We start from the raw sequence: 16,340 nt of genomic DNA on the forward strand, positions 1-16,340 counted from the left end.
CGGCGCGACGCGCCGTCGGAGCGGGGTGGGGTGGGGTGGGGGTGGGGTGACCCGCGAACGCAGCGCAGCGCAGCGCGCCTAGCGCCGCGAGACGATGACGACGCCGGCGCCGACGATGGCCGCCGCGGCCCAGGTCGTCGCGGAGGCCCGCTCGCCGCCGAGCAGGACGCCGAGCGCGATGGCGACGATCGGGTTCACGTACGCGTAGCTCGTCGCGATCGCCGGGCGCGTGCTCCGGAGCAGGTACGTGTACGCGCTGAGGGCCACGATCGATCCGAACACCGCCAGATAGGCGAGCGCGAGGAGCGACCGCGATGAGGGCGCCGCCGCGAGGTGCTCACCCGAGAGCGCGCTCACCGCGAGCATCACCGCGCCGCCCGCGAGCATCTCCGCCGCGACCGCCATCGGCCCTTCCGGGAGCGGCAGCGAGCGGCTGTACAGCGAGCCGAGCGCCCACGACACGGGGGCCAGCAAGATGAGCAGGGCCCCGGCGTGCGCCGCGTGGAGATCGCCGCCGAGGTGGAGCAGCGCCGCGCCCGCGAACCCGACGAGGAGCCCGATCCACTCGCGCCGGGAGACCTCCGGGGCGCCGGCGGGCGCGCCGCCGGCGGCGCCCCGGCCTCGCGCGGTGGCGAAGAGCGCCAGCCAGAGCGGCATCGTGGACACCACGACCGCGGCGACGCCCGAGCTCACCCACTGCTGCGAGACGACGACGAACCCGTTGCCGAAGACGAGCAGCAGCACCCCGACCCGCGCCGCCGCGCCCCACTGCCGCAGCGTCGGCCGCGGGGCGCCGCGCAGCCGGAGCACGCCGTAGAGCAGCGCGCCCGCCGTCATGAAGCGCGTCCCGGCCAGCAAGAAGGGCGGCATCGTCTCGAGCGCGACCGAGACCGCCAGGTACGTCGAGCCCCAGATCACGTACAGCGCGAGGAGCGAGAGCAGCACCAGCCAGCTCCCCCGCGCCTTCGCCAGCGCCGCGCGCACCGTCTTCCCTGCCTCGCCTCTCGCCACCGCGATCTGCGCCGGCTCGAGCGCCTCCACCACGAGGAGCCCGCGCCCCTCGCCCCCATAGCTGGAGCCGGCCTCCAGGACCACGTCCTCCGGCTCCCCCTCGCGGGTGATCCAGACCGCGCCGGCGGTACAGCTCAGGAGCAGCGGGCCGCCCCGCAGGCGGTGCGTCCACAGGCGACCCTTCCCGAGCTCGATCCGCGACGGCTCCCGGAGGCGCGATGGCGGCTCCGAAACAAGTGAGGTCAATTTCATGCCCCGAAGGGTGGGGCCAAGCGAGCGACCGGTACAGAGGCAGTCGGTCGGTAATTGCGGCCGGTACAGTTTCCGGAACAGGCGACTGTGCTGGTCCTCACGCCCGGCAGCTGTACCGGTACCGCAGGGCCCGCCCGGCTGTACACTTCGTCTCGTGCAGGTGCAGGCGCCCATCGAAGCGGAGGACGAGGCCCACCTCTACGACCGCGTCGCCGCGCACATCGCGGATCTGATCGCGCGCGGCGCGCTGCGGCCGGGCGACCGGATCCCGTCGGTGCGGCGGCTCAGCCGGCAGCAGGGGGTCAGCGTCGCGACGGTGCTGCAGGCGTACATGCAGCTCGAGAACCGCGGGCTCATCGAGGCGCGCCCGCAGTCGGGGCACTACGTCCGCGCCCGCCGGGGCGCGGCGCTGCCGGAGCCCCGGGCCGCGCGCCCCTGCACGACCGCCACGCGGGTCAGCGTGAAGAGCCTCGTCTCCAAGGTCTACCGGGCGTGCCGGGACCCGCACATCGTCCCGTTCGGCGCGGCGTGCCCGAGCCCGGAGCTCCTGCCGACCGACAAGCTGAACCGGATCCTCAGCGCGATCGCGCGGAGCGCGGGCGGCGCCGGCGTCTCGTACGATCCGCCGCCCGGCCTGCCGGCGTTGCGGCGGCAGATCGCCCGGCGCTCGGTCGAGTCGGGCGTCGCGCTCTCCCCCGACGACATCGTGACGACGGTCGGCGCCATGGAGGCGCTCCACCTCTGCCTGCGCGCGGTCGCCCGCCGGGGCGACACGGTCGCGCTGGAGTCGCCGGCGTACTACGGGCTCCTCCAGCTCATCGAGAGCCTCGGCATCAAGGCGATCGAGGTCCCGTCGCACCCCCGCACCGGCATGGACCTCGACGTCCTCGAGGAGATGCTGGGCCGCCACCGCATCAAGGCGTGCCTCGCGATCCCGAACTTCAACAACCCCCTCGGCAGCGCCATGCCCGACGAGGCGAAGGAGCGGCTCGTCGCGATGCTCGCGCGCCGCGAGGTGCCGCTCATCGAGGACGACATCTACGGCGATCTGCACTTCGGCGACGTCCGCCCCCGCCCCGCCAAGGCGTTCGACAAGAAGGGCCTCGTGATGCTCTGCTCGTCGTTCACGAAGACGGTGGCGCCGGGCTACCGGGTCGGCTGGACGGCGCCCGGCCGCTTCCTCGACGAGGTCGAGCAGCTCAAGTTCGCGCAGAGCGTGGCGACCGCGACGCTGCCGCAGATGGCCATCGCCGAGTTCCTCGAGCTCGGCGGGTACGACCACCACCTGCGGACGCTCCGGCGCCGGCTCGCCGCCCAGGTCGCGCGCATGAGCGAGGCGATCGCCGAGCACTTCCCGCCCGGCACCCGCGTCTCGCGCCCCGCCGGCGGCTTCGTGCTCTGGGTCGAGCTGCCGCCCGGCACGAGCGCGCTCGACGTGCACGAGCGCGCGCTCGAGCACGGCATCAGCGTCGCGCCGGGGCCCATCTTCTCGGCCAAGCACCGCTTCTCGAACTACATCCGGGTGAACTGCGGCTACCCGTTCACGGAGCTCAGCGAGCACGCGGTCCGGACGCTCGGACGGATCTGCGCCGAGACCGCCGAGGGATGACGCGGTGGACGGCCGCGGCCCCGGCGGCGGCCGGCGCGCCCTGGATGCCGTACCCGCGCTGAAGTAGAACCTTCCCTCTCGATCGAGCGCCCGCCCCGACGAGCCCACGCCCTTGCGCCCCCGACATCCCGCGTCCCTTCCTTCGCCCGCGCCCCCGCCGACGCCCGCGCTGCGGCCTGCGCTCCCGATCCTGCCTGCGCGCCGCCCGTCCGAGCCCGCCCGCGCCGCGGCTCCGTCGCCCGCCCGCGCTGCGTGGGCGCTCGCGGCCTCGCTCGCCGTCCTGCCCGCCTGCGGCGCCGGGGCGATCGCCTCGCCGGGCGCGCGAGCGCCGGAGACGCTGCGCGCGCTGCCGGATCGCATCGACGGCAGCACCCTCCTCGGCGGAGACGCGCAGCGCGCAGCGCAGGCGGGCGCGAGCGCGCTCCGGGTGATCGGCGCGGACATGGCGTCCGACGGCGATCGGCTCGGCGCCTTCGTCGAGGTGCCCGCGGGCGAGTGCATGCTCGCGATGGCGCGGGTCTCGCCGACGATCAGCGACGTCGACCTGTTCGCCTTCGAGGACGACGGCAGCGCCTTCTCGACGGACGAGGCCGCCGACGCGCGCGCTTCCATCCTCGTCTGCCCGCCGCACCCGCGGAGGCTCTATGTCATGGCGCGCGTCATGTCGGGCGCCGGGGCGGTGAGCGTCGGCGTGCAGAGCGTCCCGGTCAAGGCGGCGGACGCGGTCGCCCGCGCCGTCGGCGCGCGCGGCAGGTCCGGCGACGAGAGCGGGCGCCTCGAGTCGTGGCCCGGCCTGGAGGCGAAGATCAGGGCGCGCCGCGCCGCGGTCGGCGCGCGCTGGGACGACGTCCGGCGCGTCGCGCTGCCCGTCGGCTCGCGGACCGCGAGCCGGATCGGCGCCACCCTCGACGGCGGCCGCTGCCTCGACGTGCTCGTCTCCCCGAGCGACGAGGTCGCCTCGCTCGAGGTGGTCGCGGAGGACGAGACCGGCAGGGTCGTCGCGCGCGCGCGCGAGCGGGGCCAGGATCGCTCGCTGCTCCTCTGCTCGGCGGTCTCCGTCGAGCTCTCGATCGCGATCCGCTCGCGCGGCACGCAGGGCCTCGTGGCCGTGGTCGTGAGCCGCTCGCAGCCGGGCGCCGAGGCGGAGATCTCCGGCGCCACGCCGATCGAGCGCGTGACCGAGGGCCGCGACCTCGCCGAGGCGCGGGCGGACCACGCCCGCGCGCTCGCCGGCCGGGGCTACGGCGCGCCGCGCGTGTCGACCGGGACCGCGCGGCTCGGCAGCCGGACGACGCTGCCGATCGAGCTGCCGGCCGGCTGCGCGCGGATCGACGTGCTGGCCGGCAAGCCGCTCGCCGACGTGCTCGCCGAGCTCTGGAGCGAGGGCCACGCCCTCCTCGGCCGCGCCCGGGGCGGCGCGCGCGCGACGCTCTTCACCTGCGGGCGCGGCGGCCCCGCCCGCGTCGACGTCGAGTCGATGGCGCAGCCTGGCCCGTTCGCCGTGGAGGTCCGCAAGGAGCCCGAGGCCCCGCCGGCGCTCGTCGCCCATCCGATCGCCGCCGCGAGGCTGCTCGGGCGCATGAGCGCCGCCGGCCCCGCCGACGCCGCGGGGGCGGCCGGCGCGCAGGCCGTGGGGCTCGACGCCGCGCGCCTCAAGATCCTCCCGCTCCCGATCCCGGCCAACACGTGCGCCGAGGTGATCGCGGCGCTCGACGCCGACGGCGCGGGCGTCGATCTGCGGCTCGTCGACACCTCGACGGGCGAGAGCTCGCTCGCCAGGGCGCGGCACGTCGTGTCCGACAGCCGCTGCGCCGGCCCGGCGGCCGTCCCCGCGTCGATCGAGCTGCGCCTCGCGGACGGCAAGGGAGACGCCCTCGTGCTGATCCGCACCTCGCCCAGGTCGCGCTGAGCGAACAGGCGCCGAGGCGCGAGCGCGCGAGCGCACGGACGATCGACCGCCCGCCGCGCCTTGACAGCGGAACCCCCCGAGCCCTCAGATAACGGCCGAGGGGCCTTTCGATGTCCTCGGGTCGCTTCGCCATCGCCACGCACGCCCTCGCGCTGCTCGCCCAGTCCGACGAGAGCTGCGCGAGCGACGCGCTTTCGGCGAGCATCAACACGAACCCGGCCTTCCTGCGGCGCATCCTCGCGCGGCTGTCGCAGGCCGGGCTCATCGAGGCGCGGGAGGGCCGCTCGGGCGGCTATCGCCTGGCGAGGCCGGCCAAGAAGATCCGGCTGAGCGAGGTGTACGCCGCCGTCGAGCCGGAAGGCGCCATCGCGCCGAGCCCGTGCGAGCCGAACGCGAGGTGCCCGATCGGGTCGGGGATCCAGCGGGCGTTCGATGAGGTCGCCGAGGCGGCCAACGCAGGGCTGCTGCGCGGCCTCGCGCAGAAGACCGTCGCGGACATCGCGCTCCGGGCGCAGCACCTCGGCCGCCCGGCGCCTGCGCCGGTCAAGGCCGGCTAATCGCGGAGGCGCCTGGCCGCGCGGCGACGCCGCGCCGGCCTCCTCCCAGGGACACACGCGAGGCCGCCCTCCCTGCGGGCGGCCGAGCCGCTCCCCTGGCAGAAACTGAAACCGTGCATATAACAGTTGGAGCGAGCGAGGCTGTCGAGGATCGGGCCGGCATCGGCCCGGCGCGTCGCAGCCAGGGCCCGCTCAATCCCGAGAAAACCGAAAGGACAGCGCCATGGGCAGCAGCCATGTCATCGAAGTCAACGACCTGAATTTCGCGCAGGAGGTCCTGCAGACGGACACGCCGGTGCTCGTGGACTTCTCGGCATCCTGGTGCGCCCCCTGCAAGCGGCTCGCGCCGATCGTCGATGAGATCGCGGCCGAGACGGCCGGCCAGGTCAAGGTGGTCAAGCTCGACGTCGACGCGTCGCCCGAGGCCGCGCAGCGCTTCGGCATCCGCGGCCTGCCGACGGTCGTCGCCTTCCAGAAGGGCGAGCCCATCGGGCGTCACGTCGGCCTCACGAACAAGAAGACGCTGCTCGCGCTCCTCGGACGCTGACCGAGCTGAACGCAGCGAGCGCGCCGAGCACCTCGAGCGCATCGAGCCTCCGCCGGCGATCGCCCGCGCCGTGACGTGCCTCACATCGCGCACCCTGCGCGACGGAGACGCCACCACAGCGCTCGCCAGGACCGCTGAAAACCCGACACCGACCTGCATTTCGTGAGCGGCTCCCGCCTTCACCCCGACCGCACGGGATGTGCGCGGCGCGCCGCCGTCGCATTGCGCGCCGGCCGTCTTCTACGGACGCAGCATCCCGTTGACATGACCACCCGATACGAGATTTTCTCGTCCGAGGAAGCCCAGCACTCCGCAACGCCGCTCGCTGCCGTCCGTCGAGGCGGTCGAGGGTCGCCACGCGGAGCCCTGCCGGTGTGGGTATTTCTGGCACGGCGCGACCGAGCCTGGCTTCCCGGACGCCATGGCCCTGTTCGACGACGACTTCGAGACGCTCGAGCAGCTCCCCGAGATGCGAAAATCTCGCGGGAAGGGCGGAGATTCGCACGGCCAGAGCCCCACCCCCGTGAGCCTCGGCCGCGCCCGCGCGGAGCTCGCGGATCTGTCGAGCGACGGCCCCCGCTACGAGATGCGGTCGCTGCTCGGCGTCGGGGGGATGGGCGAGGTCCACTTCTGCAGGGACCGCCGCATCGGCCGCGACGTGGCCATGAAGGTCATCCGCGCCGAGCACCAGGGCGACACGACGCTGCGCCACCGGTTCCTCCGCGAGGCCCGGGTGCAGGGCCAGCTCGAGCACCCGTCGATCGTGCCGGTCTACGACCTCGGCGTGGACAACAAGGGCTCGGCGTACTTCACGATGAAGCGCCTCCGGGGCCTCACGCTGGCGAGGATCCTGAACGAGCTCCGCGAGGGCGACCCGGCTGCGCTCCAGAGCTTCTCGCGCCGCAGGCTGCTCACCGCCTTCTCGTCGGTCTGCATCGCCGTCGACTTCGCGCACTCGCGCGGCGTGCTCCACCGCGACCTCAAGCCCGCCAACATCATGCTCGGCGACTTCGGCGAGGTGTACCTGCTCGACTGGGGCGTCGCGAAGCTCATCGACACGCCGCTCCAGACGATCGACATGGGCGAAGATCCCATGAGCACGCGGACCATCCCGGGCGACGTGCTCGGGACCCTCGGGTACATGTCGCCGGAGCAGGCGCAGGGGTGCGTCGACACGCTCGACGTGCGCAGCGACATCTACTCGCTCGGCGCGATCCTCTTCGAGCTCCTCACGCTCAAGCCGCTGCACCCGAAGAAGGACCGCACCGAGATGCTCGACTCGCTCATCCACGGCGCCGACGCGCGGGCGTCGGTGCGCGCGCCCGAGCGCGAGGTGCCGCCTGAGCTCGACGCGATCTGCGTGACGGCGACGCGGCGCGAGCCCTCCGAGCGCTACCCGTCCGCCCGCGCGCTCTACGAGGCGGTCGAGCGGTTCCTCGACGGCGACAAGGACGTGGAGCTCCGCCGCGACCTCGCGGCGCGGCACGCGGGGCTGGCCGAGGAGCGCGTGACGGAGGCGCTCGCCGGCGGCAAGGAAGCCGAGGGCGCGCGGAAGGCGCTGCTCAGCGAGGTCGGCCAGGCGCTCGCCTTCGATCCGTCGAACGAGCGCGCCCTGGAGACGCTCCGGCGCGTCCTGACCGAGCCGCCGCGCGAGATGCCGGCGGAGGTGCTCGCCGACCTGGACGCGGCCGCGGCGGCGCGGCACCGGCTGCAGCTGCGCGCGGGCATGCGCGCCGAGCTGCTCGCGACGGCGATCGCGACGCTGGTCGCCGCGGTATGGCTGGGCATCCGCGAGTGGCAGGTCTTCGCCTTCATCCTGGGCTTCACCGCCCTGGCGGCGCTGATGAAGTTCCTCGCCGCGCGCGTCGTCCACCGCCCGTCCGCGGAGTGGTACGCCTACGCCGGCTTCGTCTTCAACGTGCTCAGCTTCCTGTGCATCGGGCGCGGCTTCGGCCCGCTGCTCTTCATGCCGATGCTGCTCGTCATCCTGACGTACGGCAACTCGTTCACGTACCGGACCGCCTACCGCGTCGCCGTCGTCGTGACCAGCTGCATCGCGGTGCTGGCCGCCGCGTGGATCGAGTACTCGGGCGTCCTTCCCCGCTCGTACGAGTTCGCGGGCGGCGCGATGGTCATCCTGCCCCAGGCCGTCGAGCACTCGAAGATCGCGACGATGACGGCGCTGACGCTGACGACCCTGTTCATGCTGGTCGTGCCGGCGTTCATGATGGGCCAGCACCAGCACGCGCTGCGCGCCGCGGAGCGACGCGCGTTCCTGCAGGCCTGGCAGCTCCGCCAGCTGCTGCCGGAGCGGGCCCAGCCCGGCGCCGCGGCCAGCCCAGGCCCGGAGCTGGCCCCGCGCCGCCGCCCCAGGCGCCCCCACGCCGCGGGGTGAGCGGGGGTCAGTCCATCGGCCAGACCGCGACGACCCAGACCGGCGAGCCGCCGCGCGCGGACACGCGGAGCGCGGCGCTCTCCTCGATCTCGGAGCAGAACGCCACGCCGGCGCTCTCGCCGTTCTCGCCGGCGTCGTCGCGCCCGGCGCGGTCGCCGAGCTCGACGGAGATCCGGAGCGCGCGCAGCTCGCCCCGGGCCAGCGCCGCCGCCGCGAAGTAGCAGCGGCCCGGCTCGACCTGGACCGGGACGAGCGTGTCGCCCTGCGCGCCGATCGCCTCGGCGATCGCCTGCGCGCGCGGCGCGGGCGCGTGGCGGCGGCGCAGCGCGGCGGCCAGGTTGCCCCGGGCGCGCGCGCCGAAGTGCCCCGGCACGAACGCGGACATCGGCCACTGCGCGTCGGACAGCACGACCTTCACCGGCCCCGCGGCCCCGAGGAAAGGCACCTCGACGACCCCCTGCTCGCCCAGACAGAAATCGAGCCGCGCGTCGGGCGCGTCGGACCTGTCGCGATCGAGCAGCCTGCCCGTGGTCCCCTCGCGCGCCTCGGCGTCGAGGTCGGTCGCGCGGCGCAACGTGGCGCTCGGCACCTCGGCCATCAGGTCGAGGCGGTGGCAGCCCTCGGGGAGCTTGACCGAGAACTGCCCCGTCCCGATCGACGAGGCGCGCATGTCGGTCGGAGCGACGCGCGGCGCCCCCTCCGCGAGCGCGCGCCGGGCGGCCCGCGCGACCCGGGCGTCGAGCGGCCCCGGCTCGGAGGGCCGCCCGGGGTCGCCGCGGGGCGCGACGGGCCCGGAAGCGCGCTCCGGCAGGATGGCCTCGACGCGCTCCAGCGGCCCGCTCGACGCGGCGACGACGACATCGAACGCGCTGCGCGTCGACAGCACCTCGATGGCCACGCGGCGCAGCCCCTCGCGCTCGGCCCCGCACCGCGTGATGGCCGCGACCCCGGCGACGCTCTGGACGCGGCGGTCGTCCTCGGGCTCCGCGCCGCGCAGCTGCTGGAGGAAGCCCTCGAGGGCGGGGACGCCGCCCGATGGCCCCTCGGGAGAGAGCGTGAACTCCGCCGTGCGCGGCGCGAGGAACGCGGCGGTGAGACACTCGTCCGCCGCCGCGCCGGCAGCGCCACCCACGCGGGCCGGGCCGGCGGGCGGATCGACCGCCACGACCCGGGCGCGGCCGTGCTCGAGGAAGATGGGGGGGAGGCGCGCGACGCGCGCGCCGGAGAGCGACCACATCCGCGCGACGCGCGCGGCGTCGTCGCTGAGATCCGCGCGCGCCGGCGTCCCCGCGGAGACGCCGGCGAGCGCGGCGAGGAGCGAGAGGGCCGCGGCGCGCGCGGCGCGCGCCACGCGCGCCAGGCCTGATACCGCGCGGCCCCGCTCGGCGGCGCAGCCCGCCGCGGCCCTCAGGCGCCCGGGGCTACGACGAGCTGCGCATCGACTCGATGAGGATGCGCGCGACCTCCGGACGGGAGAACTCCGGCGGCGGCAGCTCGCCGCGCTGGAGCAGCTCGCGCACCTTCGTCCCGGACAGGTTGACCTGCGTCGACGCATCACCAGGCGCCGTCTTCGCCGTGGCCATCGCGCCGACCACCGTCGAGTAGAACGCGTTCTCGAAGTTGAGCGTGGTGATGCCGAGCTCTCCGGGGCTGAAGGCATTGAAGATCTCCTGCGCGTCGTACGTGCCGTAGTAGCTGCCGACGCCGGCGTGATCGCGCCCCACGATGAAGTGGGAGCAGCCGTAGTTCTTGCGCGCCAGCGCGTGGAAGATCGCCTCGCGCGGCCCCGCGTAGCGCATCGCCGCCGGGTAGATCGAGAGGAGCACGCGGTCCTTCACATAGTACTTCGCGATGAGCTCCTCGTAGCAACGCATCCGCACGTCCGCCGGGATGTCGTCCGACTTGGTCGCGCCGACGAGCGGGTGGATCATCAGGCCGTCGCAGATCTCCAGCGCCGTCTTGGTGATGAACTCGTGCGCCCTGTGGATCGGGTTCCGCGTCTGGAACCCGACGATGCGGCGCCAGCCCTTCTCGGCGAAGTACGCCCGCGTCGTCGCCGGGCTCCGGTCGTACGCCGGGAACGCCGAGTCGACGGGCCGCTCCAGCACCCGGATCTCGCCGCCGACGTACACGGGGCCCGTGCTCATCAGGTACGCGACGCCCGGGTGCTTCGTCTCGGTCGTCCGGAACACCTCCTGCGCCTCGATCTCCTTGTTCGGCCGCCACTTGTCGCTCAGCTCGATGACCGCGACGATGCGGCCGTCGCGCGCGCGGAGCGCCGCCTCGGAGCCCACGCGGAGCGCCTCGGCCGCCTGCTCGGAGACGGCGAGCGTGATCGGCATCGACCACGGCAGGCCGCTCTCGAGCCGCATCTCGCGCACGACGCGCAGGTAGTCCTTCGAGTTCATGAAGCCGCGCAGCGGGGAGAACGCCCCGATCGCGATCATCTCGACGTCGCTCTCGGTCCGCTCGTCGAGCTCGATGACCGGCAGCCCCTTCGCCCGCTCCGCGAGCGACGCCTTCGCCGCGCCCTCGACCCACCGGTTCACGAGCTCGCCGCCGTGCGGCGCGATCAGCCCGCGCGCGCCGCCCGCGGCCGCCCCCGCGGCGGCCGCGCCGGACACGGCGACCGCGGCGCCGCGGCGCGGGACGTAGCCGAGGTCCTCGAGCTTGGCGAGGATCTTGGCGAGGCTCTCCTCCTTCGTCTCCTTGCCGGTGTCGACGAGCACCTCGGGGCTCTCGGGCGCCTCGTACGGATCGTCGATGCCCGTGAAGTTCTTGATCTCGCCCGCGAGCGCCTTCTTGTAGAGCCCCTTCGCGTCGCGCTCGGCGAGCACGGGGATCTCGCAGGAGCAGAACACCTCGACGAAGTGGGGGATCTGGGCCCGCTGCTCGTCACGGATTGCCTTGTAAGGGCTGATGGCGGCCGTCATCGCGCACGCGCCCGACCGGGCGATGAGCTTCGCCACGTATCCGATTCGCCGGATGTTCGTATCGCGGTCCTCCTTCGAGAACCCGAGGCCCTTCGAGAGGTTGGTGCGCACCTCGTCGCCGTCGAGCACCTCCACGTGGACGGAGCGGGCGCGGAGCTCGGCCGAGAGCATCGCCGCGAGCGTGCTCTTGCCGGCGCCGCTCAAACCGGTGAACCAGACAACAAAACCTGACATTTAGGCAACTCCTTCGATAATGAAGTGACGACTACGGACTCGGCCTCTCCGGGCCTCGGATGCAGATGCCTCAGCGAGCGGATGAGGGCTGCGCGAGAGTGCGCGGACGCGCGCCCCGGCGCAATGAGCTCAATCGACGACGGAGAACGTCGACGCGACGAACGCGGTGCCGTCCCACACGAAGAGGCGGTGCTCGGCGATGCGGGGCGCCTCCTCCGGGCGCCCTTCGCCGGAGCCGCCGCGCACGCTGGTGACGAGGAACGCGAGCGGGAACGCCGGCCCGGGCCCCATCACGATCTGGCCCCCTTCGTCGGCCGGCGGCTCGCCGCCGCTCATCATGGCGGCGTCCGTCGGGCTGAAGTAGGCGCCGGCGTCGAGGTGCGAGTGATAGAGCACCTTCACCGGGCGCCCCGCCGAGGCGCCCTTCTCGACGGCGTCGGAGAAGCGCTTGCCGTTGAAATCGAAGAACGTGCGCGCCGTCCGGAAGTACCGCTCCGGATCGATGGCGTGAAGCTTGTTCGCGATGTTGTCCATCCGGACGTGCTCGTCGCAGAGCAGCGGCTCGTCCGCGGGCCCCTTCAGGTACCCGCAGGCCTCCTCGTCGCGCGCGTAGCCGGCGAGCGCCTCGTCCTCGACCGCCTTGAGCACGCTCGCCTTGAGGACGACCCCACCGGCGGTCCACGGCTGTGGAGACATCACCATACGTAACGCTTCTCCCATTTCATGGGCGCAAAATAGCGGTCGCCCCGGTCCGGGACAATCGCCACGACGCACCCTCCCTGCTGTTCGCGGTGCAGGCGCTTCGCGATCTCGAAGGCCGCGAAGACGGCCGCGCCGCCCGAGTGCCCGACGTGCAGCGCCTCCTCGCGCGCGAGGCGATCGGACATGTCCCAGCCGTCCTCCGTCGCGATGCGCATCGTCTCGTGGTACGCGCCCTCGTCGTGGATGGCGGGCACGAGCGAGCTCGGCAGGTGCTTGAGCCCCTCCAGCCCGTGGAGCGCCTCGGTGGGCTCCACGGCGACGCAGCGGATCGGGCGGTGGTGCTCACGCAGCCGCCGGCTCGTCCCGACGATGGTGCCGCTCGTGCCGATGCCGGCCACGAAGTGCGTGATCCTGTCGCCGACCGCCTCCAGGATCTCGCGCGCCGTGCCGTGGTAGTGGGCGAGCGGGTTGTCCTCGTTCGAGTACTGATCCGGGTAGAAGTACCGCTCCGGATCCTTCTCGACCAGCGAGCGCACGAGGCGGATCGCGCCGTCGGAGCCCTCCATCGGGTCGCTGAAGATGAGCTCCGTGCCGAACGCGCGCGCGATGTCCTTGCGCGCCTTCGACACGTTCGACGGCATGACGAGCGCCACCTTGAAGCCCATCGCCGCGCCGAAGAGCGAGTAGGCGACCCCGGTGTTGCCGCTCGTCGAGTCGATGAGCGTCTTCTGGCTGGTGAGGCGCCCGTCCGCGGCGGCGCGGGTCATCATCCGCAGCGCGGCGCGATCCTTCACCGAGCCGCCGGGGTTCGCGAACTCGAGCTTGGCGTAGACCTCGACCGACGGCGTGTCGCGGCCGACGCGCGAGAGGCGCAAGAGCGGCGTGTCGCCCACGGCGTCGACGACCGACCCCAGGCGGCGGGAGCGGGCGAGCGAGCGCCTCATGACGGGTCGACCTCCCCCGCGCTCCCCTGCCCCGCGCTCCCCGCGGCGCTGCCCAGCGCCAGCGCGGCGCGCATCTCGGCGAGCGCCGCGCGCGCGCCGGCGAGCACGGCGCGCGCGGCGGGCGAGGCGACGAGGTCCGCGGGCGCGAGCGCGGCGAGGTCGATCGCGCCGTCCGCGAGCGCGCCGAAGCCGGCGCCGCGCGCGTAGCGCTCCGCCACCTCGTGCGCGAGCGGCGGCGCGCCGCTGCCGCCGCCGAGCACGCGCGCCGTCGCCGCCCCGAGCCTCGCCTGTCCCTCTGGACCGATCTCCGCGAGCAACACCTGGCGGAGATAGCGCGGGTCGTCCACCTCAGCCCCCGGCGATCGCGGGCACGATCGCCACCTGGTCACCGCCCTTCACGGGCGTCTTCAGCCCGTCGAGGAAGCGGATGTCCTCGTCGCCCACGAAGATGTTCACGAAGCGCCGCACGCCCTTGTCGTCGAGGAGTCGGTCGCGGATGCCGGGGTAGCTCTTCTCGAGGTTCTCGATCAGCTCGCCGACGGTGCCGCCGGCGGCTTTGACCTCGTCCTGCCCGCCGGTGAGCGTGCGGAGCGGGGTCGGGATGCGGACGGTCGCGGTGTCAGCCATGGTCTTGCTCTCCAGTCTTGAGGTGGGTCGAGGATCCGCTCTCGCGGTCGTTTTCAGGTTCAACGTGGGTCGGGGATCCGCCTTCGCGGTCCCCTTCAACGTGGGTCGGGGATCCGCCTTCGCGGTCCCCTTCAACGTGGGTCGGGGATCCGCCTTCGCGGTCCTTTTCAGCAGGGGTCGAGGATCCGCTCTCGGCCGCGCATGCGACGACGTAGCGGGACGCGTCGATCGTCGCGATCGCGGCGCGCGATCCGCACAGGTCGCAGGCGGGCCGCGCGGAGACAGGGACGCTGCGCAGCGTGTCCGTGAGGCCGTCGTACGTCGCGATCCGGCCGAAGATCGACGCGTCGCCCGCGAGGATCGCCAGCGCGCGATCCGCCGCGATCGCGCCGGCCACGCCGCACACCGGGCCAGCCACCCCGGCCGTGGCGCAATCCGGCGCGTCCCCGGTCGGCAGGTCCTCGAACAGGCAGCGGTAGCAGGGCGCCCCCTCCCCCGCGACCGCCATCACCGTCGCGCGCCAGCGGATCGCGGCGGCATGGACCACCGGCGTCCTCGTGAGGCGGCACACGTCGGCGATCAGGAACCGCGACGCGAAGTTGTCGGTCGCGTCGACCACCAGGGAGACGCCCGGCATCAGCCCCGCCGCCGCGCTCGGCGTGAAGCGGCCGTAACGACGATCGACGCGGAGCCCGGGGAAGCGGCGGCGCAGCGCCTCCGCGAACGCATCGAGCTTCGGCCGCCCGACGTCGTCGTCGTCGAACAGGATCTGACGATGCAGGTTCGTCAGCTCGACCTGGTCGTCGTCCGCGACCCGGAGCTCCCGCACCCCGGCGGCGGCGAGCGCGAGCGCGGCGGGCGCGGCGATCCCCCCCGCCCCGACCACGAGGACGCACCCCCGGATCGCCTCGCCGCTGCCGCTCATCGGAAATACTCGTCCAGGCTGAAGTAGCGCTCGCCGGTGTCGCAGAGGACGGTCACCACGTTGGCGTCGGGGCCGAGCTCGCGGGCGACGTCGAGCGCGACGCGCACCGCCGCGCCGGCGCTGATGCCGACGAGCAGCCCCTCCTGCCGGGCCAGCGCCACCTTCGTCTCGTACGCGGCGCGATCGCTGACCGTCCGCACCTCGTCCACCACGCCCGGATCGTAATTCGCGGGGACGAACCCGGCCGCGAGCCCCTGGATCTTGGTGGGCCCGCGCTCGCCGCGCGAGATCGTCGCGCAGGACTCGGGCTCGACCGCGATGACGCGCGTCGCCGCGCGCATCCGCTTGAGCACCCGCCCGACGCCGCTCACCGACCCGCCCGTCCCCACGCCGGCGACGAACGCGTCGATCGTCAGCGACTGCCGGGGACCGGGCCGCCCCGGCGCGTCGAGGCCGGCCATCGCGTGCAGGATCTCCCGCGCGGTCGTCTCCGCGTGGACGCGCGGGTTGTCGGGGTTGTCGAACTGGCTGAGGATGAGCGCCCCCGGGATGTCCGCCGCGAGCTCGCGCGCCCGGGCGATGGCCCCCTCCATCTGCGCCTCGGGCTCGGTCAGGACGACCTCCGCGCCATAGGCCTCGAGCAGCTGGCGCCGCTCCAGGCTCATGCTCGCCGGCATCGTCAGGATGCAGCGGTACCCCTTCGCCGCGCACACGATCGCGAGCCCGATCCCCGTGTTCCCCGACGTGGGCTCGATGACCACGCCGCCCGCGCCGAGCAGCCCGCGCGCCTCGGCGCCCTCGATCATCGCCAGGCAGATCCGGTCCTTCAGCGAGCCGCCCGGGTTGTGCTGCTCGGCCTTCCCGAAGACGCGCCCCCGGGGCGTCGCCGCGTCGACGCGGCGGATCTCGAAGAGCGGCGTGTCGCCCACGAGGTCGAGGAGGCTGTCGACGACGCGCGGGTGCGACGGGAGCGGCGGGAGCTGCGCTGCGCCGCCCGCGGGTTCCGCGGGTGTGCGGGGGGCGCCGGTGGAGTGTGCGGATCGTTCGGGGCTGCTCATGGTGTCGGCTCAGATCACGTAGGTCGAGCGCTCCGGCCGCCCCTTGCGGTGCACGCCGAGCTCGACGCCGCGCTCGCAGACGTCGGCGATCGACACCGAGTCGAAGCAGCGCTCGATGGCGAGCGCCAGATCGTGGAACACGGCCGTGGGCGGGTCGAGCGGTGAGCCCCCCGGCCGGCCGTCGTCATCCGGAGCGATCACGGCGACCGGCCCCTCCAGGGCGCGGACGACGTCGCCCAAGCTGATCTCGCTCGCGGGCCGCGCGAGGTGATAGCCGCCGCGCGGCCCCCGCTTCGAGCTGATGAGCCCGGCCTTCTTCAGGTCCTGGAAGATCTGCTCAAGGAAGCGCGCCGGGATGAGCTCCCGCTCGGAGATCTCGCGGATCTGGGTCGGCCGCCCGTCGTTGTGGAATGCGATATCGAACAATGCGCGCACACCGTAGCGACCCTTGTTCGAGAGCTTCACCGCCAGCCATATGCATTGGTACATCGGAGAAGTCAAGAACTGCACATTCAGCGACTTCCGCTTCTTTCCGTGCGACACAGCACCCGAACAGCCCACAAAAACCGGGCGTCGCGGCGAAATTACCAGCAGAGGTTCACCGTTCGCCGCGTCGGCGCGACGCAGCCTCCGGCTT

General features: G+C 73.6%; 15 protein-coding genes. 5 read left to right on the top strand and 10 right to left on the bottom strand.

All coding sequences use genetic code 11. From position 1 onward, the window contains the following. Positions 1-78: 78 nt before the first annotated feature. Positions 79-1,263 carry a drug/metabolite exporter YedA gene (gene yedA / locus WMF11_RS32490; RefSeq protein ID WP_437973513.1) on the bottom strand — a complete coding sequence of 395 codons (1,185 nt, stop codon included), beginning with the start codon at positions 1,261-1,263 and terminating at the stop codon, positions 79-81. Positions 1,264-1,417: 154 nt separating this feature from the next. Here yedA and WMF11_RS32495 point away from each other — a divergent pair, with 154 nt between their 5' ends. The 5 genes from WMF11_RS32495 (at position 1,418) to WMF11_RS32515 (ending at position 8,280) form a co-directional block, all read left to right on the top strand. Further along, positions 1,418-2,872, top strand: a complete 1,455-nt coding sequence (locus WMF11_RS32495) for a PLP-dependent aminotransferase family protein (protein ID WP_437542628.1) — start codon at positions 1,418-1,420, stop codon at positions 2,870-2,872. A gap of 112 nt (positions 2,873-2,984) precedes the next feature. Then, a complete protein-coding gene (locus tag WMF11_RS32500) occupies positions 2,985-4,781 on the top strand; it encodes a hypothetical protein (protein ID WP_437973514.1) in 1,797 nt (598 codons plus the stop codon). A gap of 110 nt (positions 4,782-4,891) precedes the next feature. After that, positions 4,892-5,338, top strand: coding sequence for an Rrf2 family transcriptional regulator (locus WMF11_RS32505; protein WP_437293652.1), 447 nt, complete (start codon positions 4,892-4,894; stop codon positions 5,336-5,338). 223 nt (positions 5,339-5,561) lie between these two features. Further along, a complete protein-coding gene (trxA, locus tag WMF11_RS32510) occupies positions 5,562-5,885 on the top strand; it encodes a thioredoxin (RefSeq protein WP_437542633.1) in 324 nt (107 codons plus the stop codon). Between the two features lie 421 nt (positions 5,886-6,306). Next, a complete protein-coding gene (locus WMF11_RS32515; protein WP_437973515.1) occupies positions 6,307-8,280 on the top strand; it encodes a serine/threonine protein kinase in 1,974 nt (657 codons plus the stop codon). A gap of 7 nt (positions 8,281-8,287) precedes the next feature. On the opposite strand, the gene WMF11_RS32520 is transcribed toward WMF11_RS32515, so the two are convergent. From WMF11_RS32520 to WMF11_RS32560, 9 genes are all read right to left on the bottom strand, one after another. Then, positions 8,288-9,631 carry a hypothetical protein gene (locus tag WMF11_RS32520; RefSeq protein ID WP_437973516.1) on the bottom strand — a complete coding sequence of 448 codons (1,344 nt, stop codon included), beginning with the start codon at positions 9,629-9,631 and terminating at the stop codon, positions 8,288-8,290. A gap of 70 nt (positions 9,632-9,701) precedes the next feature. Continuing rightward, positions 9,702-11,447, bottom strand: coding sequence for a sulfate adenylyltransferase (sat, locus tag WMF11_RS32525; protein WP_437542637.1), 1,746 nt, complete (start codon positions 11,445-11,447; stop codon positions 9,702-9,704). 129 nt (positions 11,448-11,576) lie between these two features. Further along, positions 11,577-12,149, bottom strand: coding sequence for a Mov34/MPN/PAD-1 family protein (locus WMF11_RS32530; RefSeq protein WP_437542639.1), 573 nt, complete (start codon positions 12,147-12,149; stop codon positions 11,577-11,579). Then, complete coding sequence (locus tag WMF11_RS32535) at positions 12,143-13,093, bottom strand: PLP-dependent cysteine synthase family protein (RefSeq protein WP_437542640.1); 951 nt, start codon at positions 13,091-13,093, stop codon at positions 12,143-12,145. The genes WMF11_RS32530 and WMF11_RS32535 overlap by 7 nt, the downstream gene beginning before the upstream one ends. After that, positions 13,090-13,440: a hypothetical protein gene (locus WMF11_RS32540; RefSeq protein ID WP_437973517.1), complete on the bottom strand. Its 351-nt coding sequence runs from the start codon at positions 13,438-13,440 to the stop codon at positions 13,090-13,092. Before WMF11_RS32540 ends, WMF11_RS32535 begins: the two co-directional genes overlap by 4 nt. A gap of 1 nt (position 13,441) precedes the next feature. Further along, complete coding sequence (locus WMF11_RS32545) at positions 13,442-13,720, bottom strand: MoaD/ThiS family protein (RefSeq protein WP_437303463.1); 279 nt, start codon at positions 13,718-13,720, stop codon at positions 13,442-13,444. Continuing rightward, the gene (locus WMF11_RS32550; RefSeq protein ID WP_437973518.1) at positions 13,713-14,645 is read right to left on the bottom strand and encodes a HesA/MoeB/ThiF family protein; all 933 of its coding nucleotides are present in this window, start codon (positions 14,643-14,645) and stop codon (positions 13,713-13,715) included. The genes WMF11_RS32545 and WMF11_RS32550 overlap by 8 nt, the downstream gene beginning before the upstream one ends. Next, positions 14,642-15,703 (bottom strand): cysteine synthase A, encoded by a 1,062-nt coding sequence (gene cysK / locus WMF11_RS32555; RefSeq protein ID WP_437542644.1) that lies wholly within the window; start codon positions 15,701-15,703, stop codon positions 14,642-14,644. Before cysK ends, WMF11_RS32550 begins: the two co-directional genes overlap by 4 nt. A gap of 9 nt (positions 15,704-15,712) precedes the next feature. Then, on the bottom strand, positions 15,713-16,192 hold the full coding sequence (locus WMF11_RS32560) for an RrF2 family transcriptional regulator (protein WP_437542645.1): 480 nt from the start codon (positions 16,190-16,192) through the stop codon (positions 15,713-15,715). Between the last annotated feature and the right edge of the window lie 148 nt (positions 16,193-16,340).

The sequence above is a fragment of the Sorangium sp. So ce295 genome (assembly GCF_051527405.1).
Taxonomy (GTDB): Bacteria; Myxococcota_A; Polyangia; order Polyangiales; family Polyangiaceae; genus Sorangium; species Sorangium cellulosum_B.